General features: G+C 40.9%; 16 protein-coding genes and 1 riboswitch. Of the genes, 3 read left to right on the top strand and 13 right to left on the bottom strand.

Features of this window, described 5'->3' with window-relative positions; genetic code table 11:
* Nucleotides 1-912, bottom strand: a 912-nt coding sequence (locus tag HT720_RS10035) for a G5 domain-containing protein (RefSeq protein WP_173276064.1), incomplete at its 3' end; no start/stop codon positions are given.
* Between the two features lie 89 nt (nucleotides 913-1,001).
* Nucleotides 1,002-6,011, bottom strand: coding sequence for a bacterial Ig-like domain-containing protein (locus HT720_RS10030; protein WP_173276062.1), 5,010 nt, complete (start codon nucleotides 6,009-6,011; stop codon nucleotides 1,002-1,004).
* Nucleotides 6,012-6,314: 303 nt separating this feature from the next.
* On the opposite strand from HT720_RS10030, the gene HT720_RS10025 reads away from it, so the two are divergent.
* The gene (locus tag HT720_RS10025; RefSeq protein ID WP_173276060.1) at nucleotides 6,315-7,946 is read left to right on the top strand and encodes a Na/Pi cotransporter family protein; all 1,632 of its coding nucleotides are present in this window, start codon (nucleotides 6,315-6,317) and stop codon (nucleotides 7,944-7,946) included.
* A gap of 473 nt (nucleotides 7,947-8,419) precedes the next feature.
* Here the strand turns inward: HT720_RS10025 and HT720_RS10020 are convergent, their stop codons facing one another.
* The 11 genes from HT720_RS10020 to HT720_RS09970 all read right to left on the bottom strand — a co-directional run bounded on the left by HT720_RS10020 (nucleotide 8,420) and on the right by HT720_RS09970 (nucleotide 18,433).
* Nucleotides 8,420-10,027, bottom strand: coding sequence for a CTP synthase (locus HT720_RS10020; RefSeq protein ID WP_173276058.1), 1,608 nt, complete (start codon nucleotides 10,025-10,027; stop codon nucleotides 8,420-8,422).
* A gap of 236 nt (nucleotides 10,028-10,263) precedes the next feature.
* Nucleotides 10,264-10,851, bottom strand: a complete 588-nt coding sequence (gene rpoE / locus HT720_RS10015) for a DNA-directed RNA polymerase subunit delta (RefSeq protein ID WP_173253092.1) — start codon at nucleotides 10,849-10,851, stop codon at nucleotides 10,264-10,266.
* Between the two features lie 127 nt (nucleotides 10,852-10,978).
* Nucleotides 10,979-11,458, bottom strand: coding sequence for a GNAT family N-acetyltransferase (locus tag HT720_RS10010; RefSeq protein ID WP_173253091.1), 480 nt, complete (start codon nucleotides 11,456-11,458; stop codon nucleotides 10,979-10,981).
* The gene (locus HT720_RS10005) at nucleotides 11,433-11,852 is read right to left on the bottom strand and encodes a chromosome partitioning protein ParB (protein WP_173253090.1); all 420 of its coding nucleotides are present in this window, start codon (nucleotides 11,850-11,852) and stop codon (nucleotides 11,433-11,435) included. The genes HT720_RS10010 and HT720_RS10005 overlap by 26 nt, the downstream gene beginning before the upstream one ends.
* Before the next feature lie 27 nt (nucleotides 11,853-11,879).
* Nucleotides 11,880-12,530, bottom strand: a complete 651-nt coding sequence (locus HT720_RS10000) for a phosphatase PAP2 family protein (RefSeq protein WP_173276056.1) — start codon at nucleotides 12,528-12,530, stop codon at nucleotides 11,880-11,882.
* A complete protein-coding gene (locus HT720_RS09995; protein ID WP_084861966.1) occupies nucleotides 12,520-13,083 on the bottom strand; it encodes an ECF transporter S component in 564 nt (187 codons plus the stop codon). Before HT720_RS09995 ends, HT720_RS10000 begins: the two co-directional genes overlap by 11 nt.
* 163 nt (nucleotides 13,084-13,246) lie before the next feature.
* Nucleotides 13,247-13,481: riboswitch (FMN riboswitch) on the bottom strand.
* A gap of 59 nt (nucleotides 13,482-13,540) precedes the next feature.
* Nucleotides 13,541-14,044 carry a tRNA (cytidine(34)-2'-O)-methyltransferase gene (locus tag HT720_RS09990; RefSeq protein WP_173276054.1) on the bottom strand — a complete coding sequence of 168 codons (504 nt, stop codon included), beginning with the start codon at nucleotides 14,042-14,044 and terminating at the stop codon, nucleotides 13,541-13,543.
* 192 nt (nucleotides 14,045-14,236) lie between these two features.
* Entirely contained in the window at nucleotides 14,237-15,067 is an 831-nt protein-coding gene (locus HT720_RS09985) for an energy-coupling factor transporter transmembrane component T (protein ID WP_173276052.1), read from the bottom strand.
* The gene (locus HT720_RS09980) at nucleotides 15,052-16,734 is read right to left on the bottom strand and encodes an ABC transporter ATP-binding protein (RefSeq protein ID WP_173276050.1); all 1,683 of its coding nucleotides are present in this window, start codon (nucleotides 16,732-16,734) and stop codon (nucleotides 15,052-15,054) included. Before HT720_RS09980 ends, HT720_RS09985 begins: the two co-directional genes overlap by 16 nt.
* A 283-nt stretch (nucleotides 16,735-17,017) precedes the next feature.
* Nucleotides 17,018-17,566, bottom strand: coding sequence for an ECF-type riboflavin transporter substrate-binding protein (locus HT720_RS09975; RefSeq protein ID WP_173276048.1), 549 nt, complete (start codon nucleotides 17,564-17,566; stop codon nucleotides 17,018-17,020).
* A gap of 18 nt (nucleotides 17,567-17,584) precedes the next feature.
* On the bottom strand, nucleotides 17,585-18,433 hold the full coding sequence (locus HT720_RS09970; protein ID WP_049497222.1) for an S-adenosyl-l-methionine hydroxide adenosyltransferase family protein: 849 nt from the start codon (nucleotides 18,431-18,433) through the stop codon (nucleotides 17,585-17,587).
* A 188-nt stretch (nucleotides 18,434-18,621) separates the two neighbouring features.
* Between HT720_RS09970 and trkA the strand changes: the two genes are divergently transcribed.
* Nucleotides 18,622-19,971, top strand: coding sequence for a Trk system potassium transporter TrkA (gene trkA / locus HT720_RS09965; RefSeq protein WP_173276046.1), 1,350 nt, complete (start codon nucleotides 18,622-18,624; stop codon nucleotides 19,969-19,971).
* A gap of 3 nt (nucleotides 19,972-19,974) precedes the next feature.
* Entirely contained in the window at nucleotides 19,975-21,414 is a 1,440-nt protein-coding gene (locus tag HT720_RS09960; protein ID WP_173276044.1) for a TrkH family potassium uptake protein, read from the top strand.
* Nucleotides 21,415-21,523: the final 109 nt, after the last annotated feature.

The following is a 21,523-nucleotide window of genomic DNA, read 5'->3' as shown; positions in this document are numbered from 1 at the left end:
AACATCGTTTCCGACTTTAGTAAAAACCACATCACCTTTAGTCCCAACTTCAACAACCTTCTTCTCCATCGGAACATAATTTTCAACAGTAGTTGGATTACTCAAATCACCAGTGAACTTATTGACTTCATAAGTCGTTACATTTTCACGCAAACCTTCTTTACCATTAGATTTAATATTTCTAACACCGTAATTCAAAGTGTTATTAGCAACATATTCGGTCTCTACAGCTATTTTGGAAATAGGAACCCTCTCCACATTACCAACTTTAATGATTTTTGAAATAGCTTCTTTTTCGACAGATTCAGTAAAAAGATATTCAGACGAAGAACCTTGATAATTAACACCAACTTTGGAAATGATAGTTCGAGGTAAAATAACAGTCCCGTCATCCTTATAAATAGGCTCTTCAATATTATCGTCAATCAAGATTTTCTTATGGGTGCGAGTCTCAGCTAGGATTTCATCATAAGTGGCTGGATAATTAGAGTCCCACCCTCCCGTACTCCCATCACCATAATGTTCTTTAAGTTTAGACCTATTATCTTTGATCACTTCATAAGGTCGATAGACGATTTCGTTAAGATTATCACCTAAACTATAGATTGGTGATGAACTAAGACCATGTTCGATATCAAAGATTTGTTTACCACTCTCACCTTGTCTACCATCTTCATGGTCACCTTTTGTCAAATTTGAATCACCTTCATAAATAGTATCATAATCATAATAATTGACAACTTCAATACTATGAAAATTTTCAGCCGCATAAACAGTCCCATAATCGTCATTCATAATAAAATTGACACCATCGACAAGACCAATACTCAACAAACCAACAGCTACACTAAAAAGTCCAACTGTCAATTTTCTTAAAGCATATTTTTTGCGCAAAGTATACCCACTAAACATCTTATTTTTCATAAATACAAAACCTTTCAAAAAAAATAATTTTAAAGTTATTATACCCCAAAAAAAAAAAAAAATCTTTTATTTAATCTTCATCTTCTTTTTTTCTGTTTCAATGTCAAGGCTAAACTAGCAAAGCCAAGGCTGGCCAATCCTGCTATTAAGACTTCATTTGTAGCAACTGTCCCTGTATTTGGCAATTGTTTGCTTGCTTCTTCTGATTTAACTGCTGTATTTTGAGCTGATTTTTCCTGTGTAGCTACTACTGCTGGTTCTATTTTTACTTTTGTTCCAATTTCAACAATTTCTGGAATCGCTTCTTGGATGACTTCTGTTGAACGAAGGCGACGCTGACCGTTCCCATCAACTTCAAAGACATGTCTCAACAGACCATCTCGTCCCTGTATGATGACTCGTTGTTCCCCAACTAGCATATCAGCATTTTCATGCTCTTGACGGTCAAAAGCAACCTTTTCCTCTTGAACTTCCAATTTAGGAGCCTTTTGTTTATCAGAAGGAGGTTGATTAGTAGGTTTTGAAAGGACTGTGTTTTGTTGTTCTGGTTTAGTTGAGATAGTAACAAGGTCATTTGCACCATTAGATTCTACTCGTGGTTTTTCAGCAGATTCATAAACAAAGGCATAATGAGTAAAGTGTGGTGCTGTAAAGATGACATGACTATCCGTTTGTTCAAAAGCCAATTCTACTGCTGCTTTTCCTTCAGGTAAGAAGAAGACTTTCTTCACTTTCTTATCTTTTTCAATTGGAATTTTCACAATAGAAGCGTAAGAGAGATCAACGTCTTGGCCTTTTTCATCTAGACCTTCTATTTCAAAGACATGAGCATCTTCTCCAGCAAAGTATTTCTTCTCTTCAGCACTTGCTTGAACACGCTCTACTTTCAAGCCCTTGATGATAGTCTTCTCTTTATTTGAGAAGTGTACTTCAACACCTGTTTTACTATCAGAAAAGACTGCTGGCTTGTCTTCTTTCAATAGGGCAACCAGATCTTTTAGACTCTGTTTCGCTGTCGCAAGCTCTTCTGGACTCAAATCTACTTTTTCAACCAAGACCTTGTTCTTTTCAAGAAGTGGGGCTAGGGCAGAACCTGAAGGATGGTTTGGTTTGGCAGCCAAGAGTTCTTGAGCCTCACCTGTTAAGCGATCGAGTTCAGTCTTTTCTTCCGTAAATTTCTCTTGACCATTCAGAGCTTTATGAGCTTCTGTCAATTTATTAAGTCGGTCATTAACCTGATCTTGGGTGCTAGTTTCATGGTCTTTCAACACTTGTTCAGCCGCTTCAATTGCTTTCAAGAAGACTTCTTTTACTTCTGGTGAAGCAAAGTTATAGACCACCTTGTTCTTAGCCGCTTCAACTTCTGCTAATTTTTGTTTAAGGTACTCATCGTTCAATGCTGCTTTTGGAGATACCAAAACATCAAAGTTGACTTTATGACCTTGGTAACGAAGCGTCAAGGTTTGACGACCAGTCTTTTGAGCATGGTAACCAGTAATTTCAACTCCCTCATCAGTAAAGGAATGTTCTTCCATGGTGTCATTGCTATAAGCCACTGCAAAGCGTCCTTCAGACAAGTCTAAGCTATCACCAACTAGGTAATCTTTTTTCGGTTCCTGACTCACTTCAATTCCCAAAATAGTTTTCGGACTTGCTTCATCTTGGCTAGTGACAGTCACTGACAACTTCGCATTTACTGGTTGTCCCAAATATTGTAAAGTAAGATTTTGTTCTCCCTTATGATGCGTATCAAAGCCTGATACTGATACACCTGCGTGAGTTAGGCGAATGAGCTCGTCCTCAGCTCCTCCTTCATACTGAACTCGAAGAACACCACCTCTAAGGTCCAAATCCTCCCCTTCGGCGTAGCTTGTTTTCTTAGGTTCTGTTTCTAGGCTGACTGACTTGATTCTTCTGTCATCTTTTGGAACAGAAACTGCTAGGACATTACTAATTTCCTTGCCTGGCAACTGGGTACGATAGTAAAGAAGACCAGATTGATTTGTCAAATCCAATGGTGCACTTGCTAGGTCTCCTCCAACTTCGCTCTTCAAGGTTGCAAGCGGAGTTTGAGAATTTGGATTATCATAAACGGTAATGGTAGCTCCAGCTGGTACATCTGCAAAGCCAACTTGTACCTTGTTATTGCCTAAAGTACGAGCTGCAGTCTTGGCCATCGGAATATTGACACTTTCTGTATCAAGCTTTTCATACATTTTCCAGTTATAGATACGAATAGCCTTCCATGGAGTTCCATTGTCAGAAGTGACAACATTCAAGCGCCAATCTTGAGCTGTGATTGGTTTATCAAGGGTAATATCTGTAACATGGGCTTTATTGCCACGGACTTCCTTAGCCAACTTCCATTGACCATCCGCATCTTTATAATAGAGGTCAAAATCTTTGGTGTTCATCAAACCGTCGTTTACAGATTCTCCACCAGCTCCAGCATGGTCCATCACCCATCTAACAACTGTACGTGGCTGGGTCAAACGAATATCCACACTACCACTTAATTGTCCAGAAGACCACTTGTCTGACAGACTGGTAATGGTACCATTCAACATGCCTTCTATGCCTTCCCCACCTTCTGTTTTAGGGAAGGTACTATCAATAACTGTTGCACCTGGTACGATATTTTCAGCTAATGGTTTTGGTAGGCTGGTATCTTTTACAGTCATGCCCCAATCAAAGGTTGTGGTTGCAGCTTCTGAACGAACTCCATTTTTACCGACTGCTACAACTTTCAGTTCTTGAGTTGTACCTTGAGCACTTGCTGAACGGCTAACTTTTGGTAGATAAATAGTTGTAGAAGATGAGCCAGTTAGTAATTTCCAGCTGTCTCCATCTTTTTCGTAAACTTCATAGAAATCTGCATCCTTGTTGCCTTTAAATTGCACGACTGCTTCTGCTTCTTGGGCATTTTTTAGGACTTGTTTGGCTACAGCTACTGTGGTTGGTGCCTGAGGAGCATCTTGATTATTGCTGATGGTCAATTGCCCCAAGTTAAATTGATAACCTTTTAAGTCTTTATCATTTTCAAAATAGAGTTTAATACCGTAAATTGTTTTACCTGCCAAGGCACTCAAATCAAAATCATCGGTAGTCCAGTTATCTGAAACTGTCAATTCTTTACGGGCAGCTTCATCACCGTAGGTATAATCTTTCTTGGTTGCAAATTCTACATAAACCTTGGTCCCTTTGCCTCCTTTGTGGGCAACATGCAATTTGGTGGTATCTGTCACCTTCAAGCGAGTAGAGTACAAATTCACATCTTGCTTGGTCGCACCTGAAAGATCCCCTGCAAATTTGAGAGAAGTTCCACCATTATAAGCATCTTCAAAATCATAGCTTGCTTTCAACTTATCGCCAGTTGATTTTTGCCACCAGCGCCATGTTGGAAGAACACCTGAAACTGAACGGTAATTCCACTCAGAATCCTTAGAAACCTTACCATCTACGAACCATTTTCTACCATGACCTGTATTAAAAGAAGTAGTAAAAGTATTACCTACTGCTGGCGTACGGTCCGCAACTAGGTTAGCAATCCCATACCAATCTTTATCACCTGGTTTTTGGCCAGTAGGATCACCTTGGTAACCTGTAAAGAAGATATCTTCATTCTTATGATAATCTTCACCAGTTTTTCCTAAACTTGTAATGGTATCTGGGGCGAACAAACCAAGAGAAAGGCGTAATTTCCCATTTTCATCTAAAATGTCATTCCACTTAACCTTGGTCTTGTAGGAACCACCCTGTTGCAATTCCAAACCTGCAAATACATCATAAGGATTACGACCAATCCAGTTGGCAGTTGCAATAGTGTAATCATTTTTAGCCTTATCCCAGTTAAAGTTAGCAAAGAAGTTATCTGCTGGAACCTTATCTCCCTCAGGTTGCATGAATTGGTAGTTGTATTCTCCCAAACCATCTTGGTGGTAACGTCCATAGTTATAGGTCATAGCATCGTACCAAGAATACTTGATTGGATGGTTTACCTTAGCAGCATACTCCTTGGTATAGAGCATAAACTGGCGCATCTTTTCTCCAAGAGGTTCAACCAAATCCCCAGTTGTTTCTTGGTTGATGAAATAGCCATCATAGCCATAATACTTGGCCATATCCACCAATTTACGGGCAATTGGGAAGCTACCATCTGAGTCTTGCTTCAAAGCTTCAGCGAATTTTTCTTGATCTGCAATACTATTAGACCAGTTGAAGAAGAGTGTACCATATACAGGAACCCCGTTACGGTGACCTGCATCAATAACGTCAGGCGTTGGTACGAGACCTTCCCAGAAGACCATTGAATCTAGATATTGCCAATAGTCAAAAGCATAGGCCTTGAACTCTTCTCCACCAACAGAAGCATGGTCTTTTGCTTTAGAATTGGTGTTTGATAGGGCTTGAACTTTTGCTTCCTTGCTAGCTTTTTCATTAACCAAATGACCTGTCCGACGTGAAGCGAGGGCGACAGACCCGCGGTTAATAGCATCATCTTCACGAGCACCTGGTTCCCATTTTAACAATTCTTCCCAAGAATTAAATTTGATTTCCTTTGGTTTTAATGTTTTGTCCGTATTTTTAGGGACATCTGGCTGGACTTCTTTTTCAGTCTTATTAGCTTCTGCTGCTGGCTTAGACTCATCTCCTTGGCTAGTTGCTTCAGGCTTTGCTTCCGTTTCCTTGTCAGACTTTGGTTTTGCTTCTGCAGATGGTGTTTCTGCAGCCACCTCACTTGGTTTTTCCTCTGATTTAGCTACGCTTACTGCCTCTGCAGTTTCAGTAGTTGCAGCTTCATTGCTTGCTGGCGAAGCAGTGTCAGATGCTGTCGCTACTCCTTCTGCCTTTTCTGGCTTATTTTCTCTAGCATGTTCTCCTTCATTCTGCTGATCAACTTCATTGGCCGAATGCTCACTCTCCCCTGAAACAAGCTCTGTATTGACTCCGCTATTTTCAGGAACTGCAGTTTCTTCTGCCAAGGCTGGACCAGCAAATAAAACAGCCCCAATCATCAGCGAGCAGGCTCCTACTGATAACTTACGAATACTGTACCGACAACGTCTTTCAAAAAATGAATTCTTCATTTTCTCCTCCTAAAAGATTGATTTTATTATTTTAAAGAAAGCGCTTAACTTTCTTCGTAAAATTTTTATCCCAATCACAGGGATTAAGATAATTTCTCCCTAATTTTAAAATATTTCTTTTAAATGTCAATATATAAAAGGAAATATCTATATCTAGGTTAGAAATTGGTAAAATTAATATAATTAAGGCCTTTTCTCACGAATTTTCTTTCTAAAATCTTAGCTTAACACTTGTTAGATTTACTTTTATCCTTTAAAATAGAATAGGAGAAATTCCGTTATTATTTTTCGGAGGAAAAAGAAATGTCCATTAATTGGCAGGAAATTTTATTTCACTTTTTAGGTGGTCTAGGGCTATTCTTATATAGTATCAAGACCATGGGAGACGGTTTGCAGCAAGCTGCTGGAGATCGCCTTCGTTTTTACATTGACAAGTATACTAGTAATCCTTTCTTTGGAGTTCTGGTTGGTATTGGGATGACTGCTCTAATTCAGTCTAGTTCTGGTGTAACAGTTATCACAGTCGGTCTGGTCAGTGCCGGTCTCCTAACCTTACGTCAGGCTATCGGGATTGTCATGGGGGCTAATATTGGGACAACAGTCACATCCTTTCTTATTGGGTTTAAACTAGGTGACTATGCCCTGCCTATGCTCTTTATCGGTGCTGTCTGCCTCTTCTTTACAAAAAATCGGACAGTCAATAATATCGGACGCATCCTCTTTGGTGTCGGTGGTATCTTTTTTGCCCTCAATCTCATGAGTGGCGCAATGGCTCCACTCAAAGATTTACAGGTCTTTAAAGACTATATGATTGAGCTAAGTAAGAATCCTGTTTTGGGTGTCTTTGTCGGTACCGGCTTGACCTTACTGATTCAAGCTTCCTCGGCTACCATCGGGATTTTACAAAACCTCTACGCCAGCAACCTCATTGACCTGCAAGGAGCTTTGCCAGTTCTATTTGGTGACAATATCGGGACAACCATTACAGCCATCATTGCCTCTTTAGGTGCTAATATTGCAGCTAAACGGGTAGCAGGAGCTCATGTTGCCTTCAACGTTATCGGAACAGTCGTCTGCGTTATTTTTCTAGTTCCTTTTACAGCCCTGATTCATTGGTTTGAAACCACGCTAAATCTAGCACCGGAAATGACCATCGCCTTTGCTCACGGAACCTTTAATATTACCAATACCATTGTCCAATTTCCATTTATCGGAGCTCTGGCTTACTTTGTAACCAAGATTATTCCTGGAGAGGACGAGGTTGTCAAATACGAACCCTTATATCTTGATGAACACTTCATCAAACAAGCCCCATCTATCGCTCTCGGAAATGCTAAGAAAGAGCTCTTGCACTTAGGAAACTACGCTGCCAAAGCCTTTGACCTTTCCTATCAGTATATCATTGACTTGGATGAAAAAGTTGCTGAAAAAGGGCATAAAACCGAAGAAGCCATTAACACCATCGATGAGCAATTAACACGTTATCTCATTGCCCTTTCAAGCGAAGCTCTCAGTCAAAAAGAAAGCGAAGTGCTCACCAATATCCTTGATTCCTCCCGTGATTTGGAACGGATTGGAGACCACGCGGAGGCTCTACTCAATCTGACTGACTATCTTCAACGGAAAAATGTTGAATTTTCTGATGCCGCCTTGAAAGAATTAGAGGAAGTTTACCGTCAAACTAGTGACTTTATCAAAGATGCTCTGTATAGTGTGGAAAACAATGACATTGAAAAAGCACGCAGTCTTGTAGAACGTCATGAAGCAATCAATAAGATAGAACGTGTTCTCAGAAAAACTCACATCAAACGCCTCAATAAAGGCGAATGTTCAACACAAGCTGGGGTCAACTTTATCGACATCATCTCACACTACACTCGTGTATCAGACCACGCTATGAACCTTGCTGAAAAGGTTTTTGCAGAACAAATCTAAGAACCAAGAAGCTATCCTGAATGGGATGGCTTTTTGCTTTTTTCCTAAGCAAGACTAGGCTGAATGAAACTGAAAGAGTATTCTGCAGATATGGTGGATTAATACTCAATGAAAATCAAAGAGCAAACTAGGAAGCTAGCCGCAGGCTGTACTTGAGTACGGCAAGGTGAAGCTGACGTGGTTTGAATTTGATTTTCGAAGAGTATAAATTAAAAAAGTATAGTGTATTGAATCTATAACAGTACACCTTAACTGCTAAAATATTTCTATAAATTGATTTGGCTCTCCGAATTAATTTGTTCAGATTTTATTTCAATATACTGATAAATCCATTCACTAGCACAGGGCAAGAGGGAGTCGCTATTGATTTCAAGGGTAGCAGGTACACACAGAGGACTCCTACCTCAGATATACTGCAATATCCATCGTATGCAAAAAAACCTCTGAGATTGTTCTCAAAGGTTCTGGTTTTGCTAATTACTGTTCTCAACCGCTGCAGTAATAAAGGCAGTGTAGAGTTCTTCTGGACGATTTGGACGGCTTGACAGTTCAGGGTGATACTGACACGCTACAAAGAATTTATTTTCAGGAATTTCCACAATTTCGACCAAGCGATTGTCTGGAGAAACTCCTGAAAAGACAAAGCCTGCTGCCTCAAACTGCTCACGGAAGGCATTGTTAAACTCATAACGGTGACGGTGACGGCGTTGCACCACTTCTTGATTGTGATAAGCAGCCGCAGCCTTAGATCCACGTTTCAACTTAGATGGATAAAGTCCCAAACGAAGGGTTCCACCCATATCCTCAACATCAATCTGATCACGCATGATATCAATGATAGGGTATTTTGTTTCTGGTGCAAGCTCTGCAGAATTGGCACCTTCAAGACCTAAAACGTGACGAGCAAATTCGATACAAGTTAACTGCATTCCCAAGCAGACACCTAACATTGGAACATCATTTTCACGCGCATAGCGGATGGCTTGGATTTTCCCTTCTGTACCACGTTGACCAAAACCACCTGGTACAATGATTCCGTCCGCATCAGACAAAAGCTCTGCCACATTCTCTGCTGTCACATCATTGGCATTGATCCAATTGATTTTAACTTCTGCGTCGTTGGCATAACCAGAGTGTTTCAAGGCTTCAACCACAGAAATGTAGGCATCTTGCAATTCAACATACTTACCGACAAGGGAAATTTTAACTTGTTTCTTGAGGTTCATGACCTTGTCCACCATGGCTGACCATTCTGTCATATCTGCTGCTGGTGCGTCTAATTTCAAATGATCACAGACAATTTGGTCCATACCTTGAGCCTGCAAGTTCAATGGAATTTGGTAAAGGTGTTCAACATCCAAAGACTCGATAACGGCTTCTGGTGCCACATCACAGAACTGGGCCAGTTTGTTTTTAATTCCTTGACCAGCCGGCTCTTCTGTACGAATAACCAACATATTTGGTTGGATTCCCAATCCACGCAATTCTTTTACAGAGTGTTGAGTTGGTTTGGTCTTCATTTCACCAGCAGCCTTGAGGTAAGGAAGCAAGGTTGTATGGATGTACATGACATTATCCGCACCCACATCTGCCTTCATCTGACGAAGGGCCTCTAAGAATGGCAAGGACTCGATATCTCCTACTGTTCCACCAACCTCTGTGATAATGACATCAGAGTCGGTCGTTAGAGCGGCACGCTTAATTTTTTCTTTCAAAGCATCTGTGATATGAGGAATGACCTGAACAGTTGCCCCAAGGTATTCTCCACGGCGTTCCTTACGAAGAACTTCACTGTAAATTTTCCCAGTTGTCACGTTGGAATATTTGTTGAGATTGATATCGATGAAACGTTCATAGTGACCCAAGTCCAAATCTGTCTCAGCTCCGTCATCTGTCACAAAAACTTCCCCGTGCTGGTAAGGGCTCATAGTTCCCGGATCAATATTGATATAAGGGTCAAACTTTTGAATGGTTACTTTCAGACCACGATTTTTCAAGAGACGACCCAGACTTGCTGCCACAATCCCTTTCCCAATAGACGACACCACACCACCAGTTACAAAAATATATTTCGTAGACATAGATTCCTCTTTCTAAAATGCTCAAGGTCTTGCTGACTACGAGGGGACATAGAAAACAAGAGCCTACTAATAAGAATAATCTGGGACTACTGCACCAGATTCACAACTAAAATACAAGAAGATAACTTCTTGAAAAAACAAAAATAGCTCCCTAAGAACTAGGGAGCCCCGACCTCTAAAAGAGGTGCCCGAACAATATGATACCTAAAAATAGGATAATTGTCAATACCTAACTTTTATTCCTCGCTGGTTTCAGCGTCGTCATCTGAAAAATCGTCGTCTTCTTCGTTGAGATCCACGTCTTCACCTAAGTCATCAGGGGCGATTTCGTTAATTTCTGCATCGTAAGCTTCCACTTCATTTTTCTCATCATCTGGATTTTCATCATCGTATGAAAGAGCTGGATCTGCTTCGTATGCATCTTCGTCTTCTGGGTCATCTGTATTGTAGTCAATAGCATCTGAATCGCCGTCCATGAAGGCATTGACACGTTTTTTCTTAGCTTTTGGTGCTACTTCATCGTCATCATTTTCCTCAAGAGCGATAATTTCTTCATCGATTTCATCCACACCATACCATGAACGAAGACCCCATTTGTTGTCTCCAAGTGAGATGAAGCTACCGTCAAAGTTCAACTCTGTGTAGAACAAAGGCAAAGCTTCACGGATATCGCTGTTTGATGTTCCAAGGTAGTTTTGAATTTCGTTTACAAGATCGCTAAAATGCATCTCATGATCGCGACCACGAAGTTCCAAGATAGCACGCGCTACCTCAATCATAGATAGTTCACTTTTTTCTTGCCCAGCAAATACTTCTAATTCCAAAGCGTTTCTCCTCATTTATACTACTATCGCCAGAGCGAACAGACTCTGACCTCATTTTATCATTTACTCTTTATTTTACGATAATTTTACGGAATAGTCAAAGGTTAAGGGGGAGAAAGTGACAGGATTAAACTAATTTCAATATAAAACTCATTCCTTTTTCTGTTGCTCCATTTCCCACAAATCCAAGCGACTTGAAACACCTCCTAGAAGCATGATTGTAGGTGTAGATTTCCTTGACTTTCAATTCTTTCCATCCTTTTACTCGAGCCAATTCAATCAAAGTACTTAGAACCTTTTTCCCAAGCCCTCGATGTTGGTAAGCGGGATTCCCAATCACAATGGGGAGATTATCCTGAGATAGTGTAACATCCCCAATTGGAAACCATTCTCCCTTCTCCTTGACTTCAATCCAAAAAAGTTCACCATGCTGATCCAAATGGGAATACATGGCTTCCAAAGTTTCTTGACTATAAGGTCTCTTCACACCATCTACGAGGTAAACTAAGTCCACGTTCTGATACCAAGCAAAAGCTTCCTCACAATGATTGACCTTACAATAAGGAACAAGACGTAGTGAATTATCTATTTGTAAAATCCGTTTCATCTGCTTTCCTTTTCAATAAGAGAGTTGCTGCTTGATTAAAACCCTCACACCAGTTATACCATTTTGCTTCATACTCATCTTGAGCTAAGATATGATTTTTTAAATCCAGAACAGAGTAAATCTTTCTTTCCTCACAAGCTTGCGCATAGAGATGATATAGTTCATCACCACCATCTCTATCCCACTCAGCAGAAATCGTATCCCGACCTGCCAATAAAGCCTGATAAGCCCTGTGATGCCCATCTGTAATCAACAAGCAATTTCCAAATGCAAGAATACTGATTGGATCGACTTGGATTGTTTCTGCCGACTGATAAAGTGTCTGGATGCCTGCTAGTTTCTTTTCTGATAAGTATAGTTGAGTCGGATGGAGAGCTTTTATGTTGACTTTCATTTCTTTCTCCTCAAGAGAATTTGATATTCACTTCTGCTTACCTTTAAATCGCCATTGGAAGCGGAGCTTATCATAAAAGGGAAATTCGATAAACAAGACTCCCAAACCCACACAGAAACTGGCAAGAACATCTGATGGATAGTGAACTCCCAGATAGACCCTTGATACCAGCACACTGACTAGATAGAGAGCAAGGACGATTTGTACGATTTTTCTCCAGACTGGATTTTTCATCCGTTGACTGAGAATGACAATCAGAGAGCCGACCATCAAGGTTACAGCCAGAGAATGACCACTTGGGAAGGAAAATCCCTTCTCCTCAACCAAGTGTAAAATAGCTGGTCGTGGGCGCTGATAAATATTTTTAAAGGTCACGATTAAAAAACCTGCCAAAGCCAAATTTCCCAGCATGAAGAAACTTTCTATCTTCCATCGCTTACGATAAAAGATAAAAGCTGTAATGACAACCCAAGTGATAATCACTGGAATATCAATCAAGCGTGTGATGGTCCTGAAAAGAATAGTCAAGTAATCTGGCAAGTCTCCTCGAACAACAGTCTGTATCGGTTGGTCAAAACCGACCAGCGTGTCAGGGTAAAATTTGACCATGTAGCCAAGAATAACGAAAAGTAAAAGGGCAAAACTGCCCTTCATTAAAAATGTTTGTTTATCTCTCATAATGTTTTAAGGTTGGTTTCAAGAGAACATACAACAACCAGAATGAAACGGCAAAGATTACACCCTCAATCAAGTTAAAAGGTAATACCATGGTCATTAGGTAGTTGGAAAGTCCCAAAATTTTTCCAATATCAAAGTTAGCAAACTTAGCGTACAAAGGAACAGCATAAACATAGTTGAGAACCAACATTGCCACGGTTAAACCAATAGTCCCAGCTAGAGAGCCTAGCAGGAAACGAAGAGTTGTCCGTTCCTTTTTCCAAATCAAAGCAAATACGATGACAAAAACTCCCAAAGCTACGATATTCATTGGCAAACCAATGTAAGTATTCACTCCCTGGCTGTTAAGAAGCAGTTTCAAGAGTGAGCGAAGCAAGAGAACTCCTAGAGCAGCAGGCAAATCCATGACCACCAGACCCACAAGGACTGGCAAGATACTAAATTCGATCTTGAGGAAGGATGCCGCTGGCAAGAGCGGAAAGTCAAAGTACATCAGCACAAATGAGATGGCTGATAGAATTGCAATGGTCGAAAGTCGACGTGTGTTTGTCATAACAGGTTCCTCCAATTTTCTATAAAATCAGAAGAAGTTAGAAAGGATTCCTCTATCTATTCTCACTTTTTATATCCCAAATCTTCCCTCTCACTCTATTAAGAAAATTCAAGCAAGCGGTTACAGTTTAGCTATAAATCTATCAGAACAGACAAAGCCATTCTTTCGTCTTCTCCCATCCAGACTATACTGTCGGTTGTGGAATCTCACCACATCAGCTTACGCTCGCGGACTTCTTTAAAGAGAAGGAAATAGAGATTTTTCTTTTAGACTAGGCGACAAGCTGTAGGCATAACTTCTGGTTAGGCAAAGCTTGTCAACAAAGTATAAAAGGAAAAGATCATTTCCTAGTTAAAGTCACCGCCGGTCGGGAATCACACCCTGCCCTGAAGACTCTTTTATCATAACAAAAAACGCTTGCAAGCGCAAGCATTTTGTTCATTTTCATTTTCATTTTTTATTTCAATTTATCCACTTCATAGGTATGAACGAGCTCAAGACCTGCAAAGTTCTGCTGGCGAAGAGCCTCATAGACAATCATGCAGACGGTATTAGACACATTGAGACTGCGGACATGTTCATCATTCATAGGAATACGGAAAGCCTTCTCAGGATGTTCGCGCATAAAGTCCTCAGGCAAGCCCTTGTCTTCACGTCCAAAGAGAAAATAATGGTCCTCATCAGTCGATAAATCCACCTCAGAATAGACTTTTTCCGCGAATTTCGAAATCAGATAGAGTTTACCCTTCATCTGAGACATAAAATCTTCCAAGCTCTCGTAAAAATAAATCTCTAGCTTATCCCAATAATCCAATCCAGCTCGCTTCATCTTGCGGTCATCGATAGGAAAGCCCATAGGCTTGATGATGTGGAGGGGAGAATTGGTCGCAGCGCAAGTACGCGCGATATTGCCTGTATTTTGTGGAATTTGTGGTTCAAATAATACAATGTGATTTGTCATGACTTGCTTCCTTTTACCATTGCAAAAAAATAGCCACACTGCCCGGAGTCAAGCTCAGCAAACAGCGTGGTTAAGGCATCGTTAACTTACCTCACAACAGGTTTGAAGTAAATCAGCGAAACTACTTTCTTAGTATAACACTTTCAGAATCATTGTCAATAGAAACGACTTGATTTTTTCAATTTTTTCAAGCTATTTCCAAGGGTTGTAAAATCGTCCCTGATTCTGCAAGATAAGTAGTAAACTAGCTACTAAAAACAAGGCTGCCAAGAGCAAGGTAAGATAGTCTCCTTTTTTCAAGGCCTGATAACTATACCAAGTGCGTTTTTTCTCTTTCCCAAAGCGTCGAAGCTCCATGGCGGTCGCGATAGTATCAATGCGTTCTAGCGAGCTAAAAATCAAGGGAGTAATAATGAGCAGATTGCCTTTGATTCGTTGCATAAGAGAAGCTTTCTTGGATAATTCCATCCCACGCGCCTCCTGAGACATCTTGATAGTAAAGAATTCTTCCTGCAAATCTGGAATATAGCGCAAGGTCAGGCTGACAGAATAGGCAATCTTGTAAGACACACCAATTTGATTTAAACTGGAAGCAAACTGACTAGGGTGGGTTGTCATCAAAAAGATAATAGCCAGAGGAATGGTGCAAAGGTATTTAATGGCCAGATTTAGCAGATAAAAGAGCTCCTGACTGGTCAGAGTGTAGGCACCGATTCCCTGCCAAATCACACTTCTCTCTCCGTAAAGTCCAACCCCATACTCGGGAGAAAAGAGATAGACCATCAAAACGTTTAAAACGGCAAATACCATCGCAAAAACAGCTACAAAGGAAACATCTTTAAAGCGGATTTCTGACAAATAGAGGAGAAAAACCGAAAAGATGGCAATCAGAACAAGTAGTCTAGTATCATAGCTAATCATGGCCGCCAATGATACAAGGATGAAAAAGAGGAGTTTACCAGCTCCTGACAGGCGATGAATCACAGTATCTCTATGCTGGTAACCAATTAGTTTAGCTTGCATCCTTCTCTCCTTTCTTTATAAAATGCCGTTAAAGCAAGTGGATCCACGTCGAGTTTCTTTGCCAAGTTGAAGATAGAAGTTTCTTTTAGATTGGCTTTTACTAACAGCTCAGGATTGCTCAACAGACTAGCTGGATCAGTATCGGCAATCAATTCCCCATCCACCATGACAAGGGCTCGGTCTGAATAATCCAGCATCAATTGCATATCATGGGTAATCATGACAATGGTATGTCCTTTTTGATGCAGTTCTTCGAGAAATTCCATAATCTCAGTATAGTTCTTCTGGTCTTGACCTGCTGTCGGTTCATCTAAGAGGATAATTTCAGCCCCCAAGACCAAAATCGATGCAATGGTGACACGTTTTTTCTGACCAAATGACAGGGCAGAAATAGGCCAATTACGGAATTCATAGAGACCACAGATTTTCAAAGTTTCATAGACTCTCGTTTCAATTTCCTGCTCGTCCACACCTCGCAAACGTAGTCCCAGAGCCACCTCATCAAAAATCATATTGGTTGAAATCATTTGATTGGGATTTTGCAGCACATAGCCTAGTCGTTCCGCTCGCTCTGCAACAGAATCGCCTTTTATATCCTGTCCTTCCCAAAGATAGCGGCCCTCCGTCTGAATAAAGCTACTTAAGGCCTTGGCAAGGGTTGATTTCCCAGCCCCATTTTTCCCGACAATAGCAATTTTTTCACCCTTTTTAATATCCAAATGTAGGGATTTTAAAATCGGTCTATCATCATAAGAAAAAGACAGGTCCTCTAATCTAAAGAGTGACTGCAATTCTGGGGTTTCTTTTACCAGTTCAGTCTGCAACTGAACCTGACCTTTTGAGATAGACAAGTTATCCAAATTTGCTAATTGTTCTTCCTTAGCTAAATCCACACCCAATTGACGGAGAGTAGTGAGATAAAGGGGTTCTCGAATTCCATTTTGTGTCAATAAATCAGTCGCCAGTAGCTGGTCAGTGCTCCCATTAAAAAGGATACGACCATCGTTTATCAAGACAATCCGATCCACAGGGCGATGCAGAACATCTTCCAAACGGTGCTCGATAATCAGAGTCGTCGTTCCCTCTTCCTTATGAATCTGATCAATCAATTCAATAATATCCTGACCTGACTTGGGATCCAGATTGGCGAGTGGCTCATCAAACAAGAGAATCGGACTCTCATCAATCAGGACACCAGCCAGACTGACTCGCTGCTTTTGTCCACCTGACAAATCTTGAGGACGCTGAGACAGTAAAGGAAGAAGGCCCAGCTTTTCAGCCCATTTATGAACACGATCTTTCATCTCATCTAGGGCTGTTACATCATTTTCCAGAGCAAAAGCCAAATCTTCTGCCACGGACAATCCGATAAACTGCCCATCTGTATCCTGCAAAACTGTACTGATCAGATGAGATTTATCGTAGATGCTCATATCAAAGGCTGCTTGCACCTTGATCAAAAATTCTCCAGACATCTGGCCCTTGTAAATATTGGGAATAATTCCATTCAAACACTGACCCAAGGTAGATTTACCTGACCCAGATGGCCCAACAATTAAGACCTTCTCTCCCTTGTAAATGGTCAAGTCTACCCCTTGCAAGGTCGGTTCTTGTTGTGTTTCATACCGGAAAGAGAAATCCTTCCACTCAATTATAGCTTCTTTCATCTTACTCTCTTCATTCGCTTCTTCTACTCAATGAAAATCAAAGAGCAAACCAGGAAGTTAGCCGTAGGTTACTCAAAACACTGTTTTGAGGTTGCAGATAGAGCTGACGCAGTTTAAATTAGATTTTCGCAGAGTATTAGACTTCTATTTTATCATAAATTTACCCCTTCTTGCAGTCTCTTCTCTTAAAATCTTAGCGCCAAAAAGATTCCTATCCTAGCTTACTTGCCTAACTAATCTATAAACATCGAAAAAGACTGGTTGCCCAGCCTTCTCCATCATTTTAGTCCTTTTTCAAACTTCCTGAACGAGTCTGCGTACGTGAATAAGCTAGCAAGAGAAGGGTACCTGCGATAGCTACAGTTACAGCATTAGCAATTCCCGCAACAATTCCTTGGGCAAATACTTTTTCTGCCACTTCTTGATAAATCACAACATCTCCAAGTGGTGCCAAGACACCCCAAACAAGGGCATTTGCAAGTAGTTGAATGAGGTTAAAAATAAGAATATCTTTCCAGTCAAAGACACCATTGATCACGCGAACGTATTTTCTAAATAGCCCCACAACTAGACCAAAGAGTCCACTAGCGATAATCCAAGTCCACCACAGACCGTAGCCAGCAATAGCGTCCTTCACCGCATGCCCAATTAAGCCAACAAGTAGTCCCACTATAGGACCAAAAATGATAGACAAGAGGCTCTGTACCGCATACTGAAGCTGGATGCTTGTATTTGGAACAGGTGTCGGAATGTTGATCATCCCGATGACGACAAAGAGGGCAGCGCCAATTCCGACAGCAACAACTTGTTTAATTGTAAATTTGATTTCCATACTATTTATTCTCCTATTTTATCCTTCTATTTTCTTTATTTCAATGGTCCAAGATGAACCGACACCCACATTATAGGCCTTGGCAAAAGAACCTTGGTTGATAGCCAGACCTAAACGATAGAGAGAGTTGATGTAAAGGATGGGTTGCCCAATTCTCACATCTGCAAATGATTTGCCATAAACAACCTGATTTTGATAGACCAGCATATCTGCGTGATAGATGGTCACTTCAAAACGATCACCGAATGCTGGTTCCAGCTTGTAAAATTCTTCCCGTGTGATAGAGGTCCAGAGCGAACCAAAACGCACATCCAGAATATCAATGGCTCCCTTCACCAGATGATCTTCAATGATGGTCTCTACGACTGGAAGTTCCACAATCTGATCCACACTGAGCTCTGGCCCCACTTCCTCAAAAGTAATGTGACCGCTGGCTAGTTTAGCACCAGTATAAGCATAAACATCACGACCGTGGAAGGTATAAGAATGCTCTGTGTTTTGACGCCTATTAGCTACCTCAGAAATTTCACGAATGGCTACAATACCAACGTGTTTCTTGATAAAAGAAAGAGTCCCATTATCTGGCGTGACAATATATTGATTTTTTGCAGTCTTGGCAACCACACTCTTACGTTTCGAGCCAACACCTGGATCGACCACCGATACAAATGTCGTTCCCTCAGGCCAGTAATCCACCGTCTGAAAGAGACGGTAACTCCCCTCAAAAATATTATAAGGCGTGATATCGTGCGTCAAGTGATGAATTTTTAAGGTTGGAGATTCTTCTAAAGCCACTCCAATCATAGCCGATACCGCACCATCAACCAGACCAAAGTCTGATTGTAATACCAGTAAATTATTATTCATTTTATCTCCTTGTATATCCTTTATCATACCATATTTCAGAGAAAGGTGCTAATAGCTATTTCAATTGATTAGGGTATAGTTTTACCTTATAGCAAATTTCCTACTAAAAACTCTGGTTATTAGCTAGTAGGTGCATTTTTTCTTGAAAAAAGGTATGATAGTTACATAATGAAGAAGTAGGTTTTATTATGAAAATTATCCTTGTCGGAGGGGGAAAAGTTGGTTCTGCCCTCTGTCGCTCCTTGGTTGCAGAAAAGCATGATGTTTTGCTGATTGAGCAAGACGAAGCTGTCCTCAATCATATTGTCAATCGCTTTGATATCATGGGTATCCTTGGTAACGGGGCCGATTTTGCCATCCTTGAGCAAGCCAGTGTCCAGGATTGTGATATCTTTATCGCCCTGACTGAATACGATGAAGTCAACATGATTGCAGCCGTTTTAGCCAAAAAAATGGGAGCTAAAGAGACCATCGTTCGGGTGCGGAACCCTGAATATTCTAACTCTTATTTCAAGGAAAAGAATATTCTCGGTTTTTCTCTTATCGTTAACCCTGAGCTCTTGGCTGCCCGCGCTATCGCCAACATCATTGACTTTCCCAACGCCCTGTCTGTCGAACGTTTCTTTGGTGGACGGGTCAGCTTGATGGAATTCACTGTTAAATCCTCCAGTGGTCTTTGCCAAATGCCCATTTCTGATTTTCGGAAAAAATTTGGCAATGTCATTGTCTGTGCGATAGAGAGGGATCATCAAATTATCATTCCAAGCGGTGACATGACTGTACAGGATAAAGATAGAATCTTTGTCACCGGTAACCGTGTTGACATGATGCTCTTCCATAATTATTTCAAGTCTCGTGCTGTGAAGAGTCTTCTTATTGTTGGAGCTGGTAGAATTGCCTATTATCTATTAGGTATCCTCAAAGATAGTCGTATCGAAACCAAGGTTATTGAAATCAATCCTGAAATCGCTAGCTTCTTTAGCGAGAAATTTCCAAATCTTCATATAGTCCAAGGAGATGGAACCGCAAAAGATATCCTGCTGGAAGAAAGTGCTCAACACTATGATGCCGTTGCGACTCTAACAGGAGTCGATGAGGAAAATCTGATTACCTCTATGTTCCTTGACAGGGTAGGTGTACAGAAAAATATTACCAAGGTCAATCGTACCAGTCTCCTCGAGATTATCAATGCGCCTGATTTTTCAAGTATCATCACACCTAAAAGCATCGCTGTAGATACGATTATGCACTTTATTCGTGGTCGTGTTAATGCCCAGTATTCAGACCTTCAGGCCATGCACCATCTAGCCAATGGCCAAATCGAAACCCTGCAATTCCATATCAAGGAAGCCAATAAAATGACTGCCAAACCTCTTTCTCAACTCAAACTGAAAAAAGGGGTTCTTATTGCGGCCATCATTCGAAAGGGCAAGACTATTTTCCCAACTGGGGAGGATATGTTGGAAGTTGGAGACAAGCTCCTAGTAACAACCTTGTTGCCAAACATCACCAAGATTTATGACTTGATCGCGAGGTAAGAGATGAATAAAAGCATGATTCGTTACCTCCTTTCAAAGTTACTTTTGATTGAAGCTGTTCTCCTCTTGGTTCCTGTAGCTGTAGCTGTCTATTACCACGAATCGAGCCAAGTCTTTACAGCCCTCTTTTCGACCATTGGGATTCTCGTATTACTAGGTGGTTCAGGAATTTTACAAAAACCCAAAAATCAACGGATTTATGCCAAGGAGGGAGTCTTGATTGTTGCCCTCTGTTGGATTCTTTGGTCTTTCTTTGGTGGTCTCCCCTTTGTCTTTTCTGGACAAATCCCTAGCGTTATAGATGCCTTTTTTGAAATCAGTTCTGGGTTTACAACTACTGGAGCAAGTATCTTGAACGACATTTCGGTTCTCAGCCGTTCCCTCCTCTTCTGGCGAAGTTTTACCCACTTGATTGGAGGGATGGGAGTGCTCGTTTTCGCACTGGCTATTATGGATAATACCAAGAATAGCCACCTAGAAGTGATGAAGGCTGAGGTTCCTGGTCCCGTCTTCGGTAAGGTTGTATCCAAACTCAAAAATACTGCCCAGATTCTCTATCTCCTTTATCTAGCTCTCTTCTCCCTCTTTGTCATCATCTATTATCTAGCTGGTATGCCCCTATTTGATAGTTTTGTCATCGCTATGGGTACTGCGGGTACAGGAGGATTTACCGTCTATAACGACGGAATTGCTCACTATGGTAGCTCACTGATTACCTATCTAGTTAGTATCGGAGTTTTGGTTTTTGGGGTAAATTTCAATCTCTACTACTACCTCATGCTCCGTCGCGTCAAGGCCTTCTTTGGAGATGAAGAACTTCGAGCTTACTTGGTCATTGTACTGCTTTCTACAGGCTTGATTAGCCTCAATACCCTCTATCTCTATCCAGGATTTTCAAAGAGTTTTGAAATGGCCTTCTTCCAGGTTTCCAATATTATTACGACGACTGGTTTTGGTTACGGAGATATTACCAACTGGCCCCTCTTCTCCCAGTTTATCCTTCTCTTCCTCATGGGAATCGGTGGCTCTGCTGGATCAACCGCAGGTGGACTCAAGGTTATTCGAGGTCTCATCCTTTCAAAAATTGCTAAAAATCAGATTTTATCAATCCTATCGCCCCACCGTGTTTTGACCCTCCATGTTAATAAAACGGTGATTGACAAAGATACCCAGCATAAGATTCTCAAGTACTTTGTCATCTATGCTATGATTTTGCTATCCCTTATCTTTATTGTCAGCCTAGATAGCAATGATTTTCTGGTTGTAACCAGTGCTGTCTTTAGCTGTTTCAATAATATCGGACCTATCCTAGGAACCACTTCTAGCTTCTCAATCTTTAGTCCTATCTCAAAAATTCTCCTCTCCTTTGCAATGATTGCAGGCCGCTTGGAGATTTACCCAATCCTACTTCTCTTTATGAAAAGAACTTGGTCTAAGAGATAAAATACAAAATCCCTCTTTTTACAATTGTTAAAGAGGGATTTTTATATTAAAAAGGGGGAACGATTTTAAATCCAAGCCTGTCTGTAAGCAAAGTCCTTACTTAAATAAA

The organism is Streptococcus sp. 68, assembly GCF_013277415.1.
In the GTDB taxonomy this organism is placed as follows: Bacteria; Bacillota; Bacilli; order Lactobacillales; family Streptococcaceae; genus Streptococcus.
The sequence above is the reverse complement of the archived record's forward strand: the minus strand, read 5'-3'. Positions and strand labels throughout refer to the sequence as shown.

What these genes read in the sequence shown, in the direction of transcription:
- HT720_RS09975 (WP_173276048.1), bottom strand. Translation starts at nt 17,566, where the DNA reads ATGGAAATCAAATTTACAATTAAACAAGTTGTTGCTGTCGGAATTGGC.
- HT720_RS10025 (WP_173276060.1), top strand. Translation starts at nt 6,315, where the DNA reads ATGTCCATTAATTGGCAGGAAATTTTATTTCACTTTTTAGGTGGTCTA.
- trkA (WP_173276046.1), top strand. Translation starts at nt 18,622, where the DNA reads ATGAAAATTATCCTTGTCGGAGGGGGAAAAGTTGGTTCTGCCCTCTGT.
- HT720_RS10020 (WP_173276058.1), bottom strand. Translation starts at nt 10,027, where the DNA reads ATGTCTACGAAATATATTTTTGTAACTGGTGGTGTGGTGTCGTCTATT.
- HT720_RS10010 (WP_173253091.1), bottom strand. Translation starts at nt 11,458, where the DNA reads ATGAAACGGATTTTACAAATAGATAATTCACTACGTCTTGTTCCTTAT.
- HT720_RS10000 (WP_173276056.1), bottom strand. Translation starts at nt 12,530, where the DNA reads ATGAGAGATAAACAAACATTTTTAATGAAGGGCAGTTTTGCCCTTTTA.
- HT720_RS10005 (WP_173253090.1), bottom strand. Translation starts at nt 11,852, where the DNA reads ATGAAAGTCAACATAAAAGCTCTCCATCCGACTCAACTATACTTATCA.
- HT720_RS09985 (WP_173276052.1), bottom strand. Translation starts at nt 15,067, where the DNA reads ATGCAAGCTAAACTAATTGGTTACCAGCATAGAGATACTGTGATTCAT.
- HT720_RS09995 (WP_084861966.1), bottom strand. Translation starts at nt 13,083, where the DNA reads ATGACAAACACACGTCGACTTTCGACCATTGCAATTCTATCAGCCATC.
- HT720_RS09970 (WP_049497222.1), bottom strand. Translation starts at nt 18,433, where the DNA reads ATGAATAATAATTTACTGGTATTACAATCAGACTTTGGTCTGGTTGAT.
- HT720_RS09960 (WP_173276044.1), top strand. Translation starts at nt 19,975, where the DNA reads ATGAATAAAAGCATGATTCGTTACCTCCTTTCAAAGTTACTTTTGATT.
- HT720_RS09980 (WP_173276050.1), bottom strand. Translation starts at nt 16,734, where the DNA reads ATGAAAGAAGCTATAATTGAGTGGAAGGATTTCTCTTTCCGGTATGAA.
- HT720_RS09990 (WP_173276054.1), bottom strand. Translation starts at nt 14,044, where the DNA reads ATGACAAATCACATTGTATTATTTGAACCACAAATTCCACAAAATACA.
- HT720_RS10030 (WP_173276062.1), bottom strand. Translation starts at nt 6,011, where the DNA reads ATGAAGAATTCATTTTTTGAAAGACGTTGTCGGTACAGTATTCGTAAG.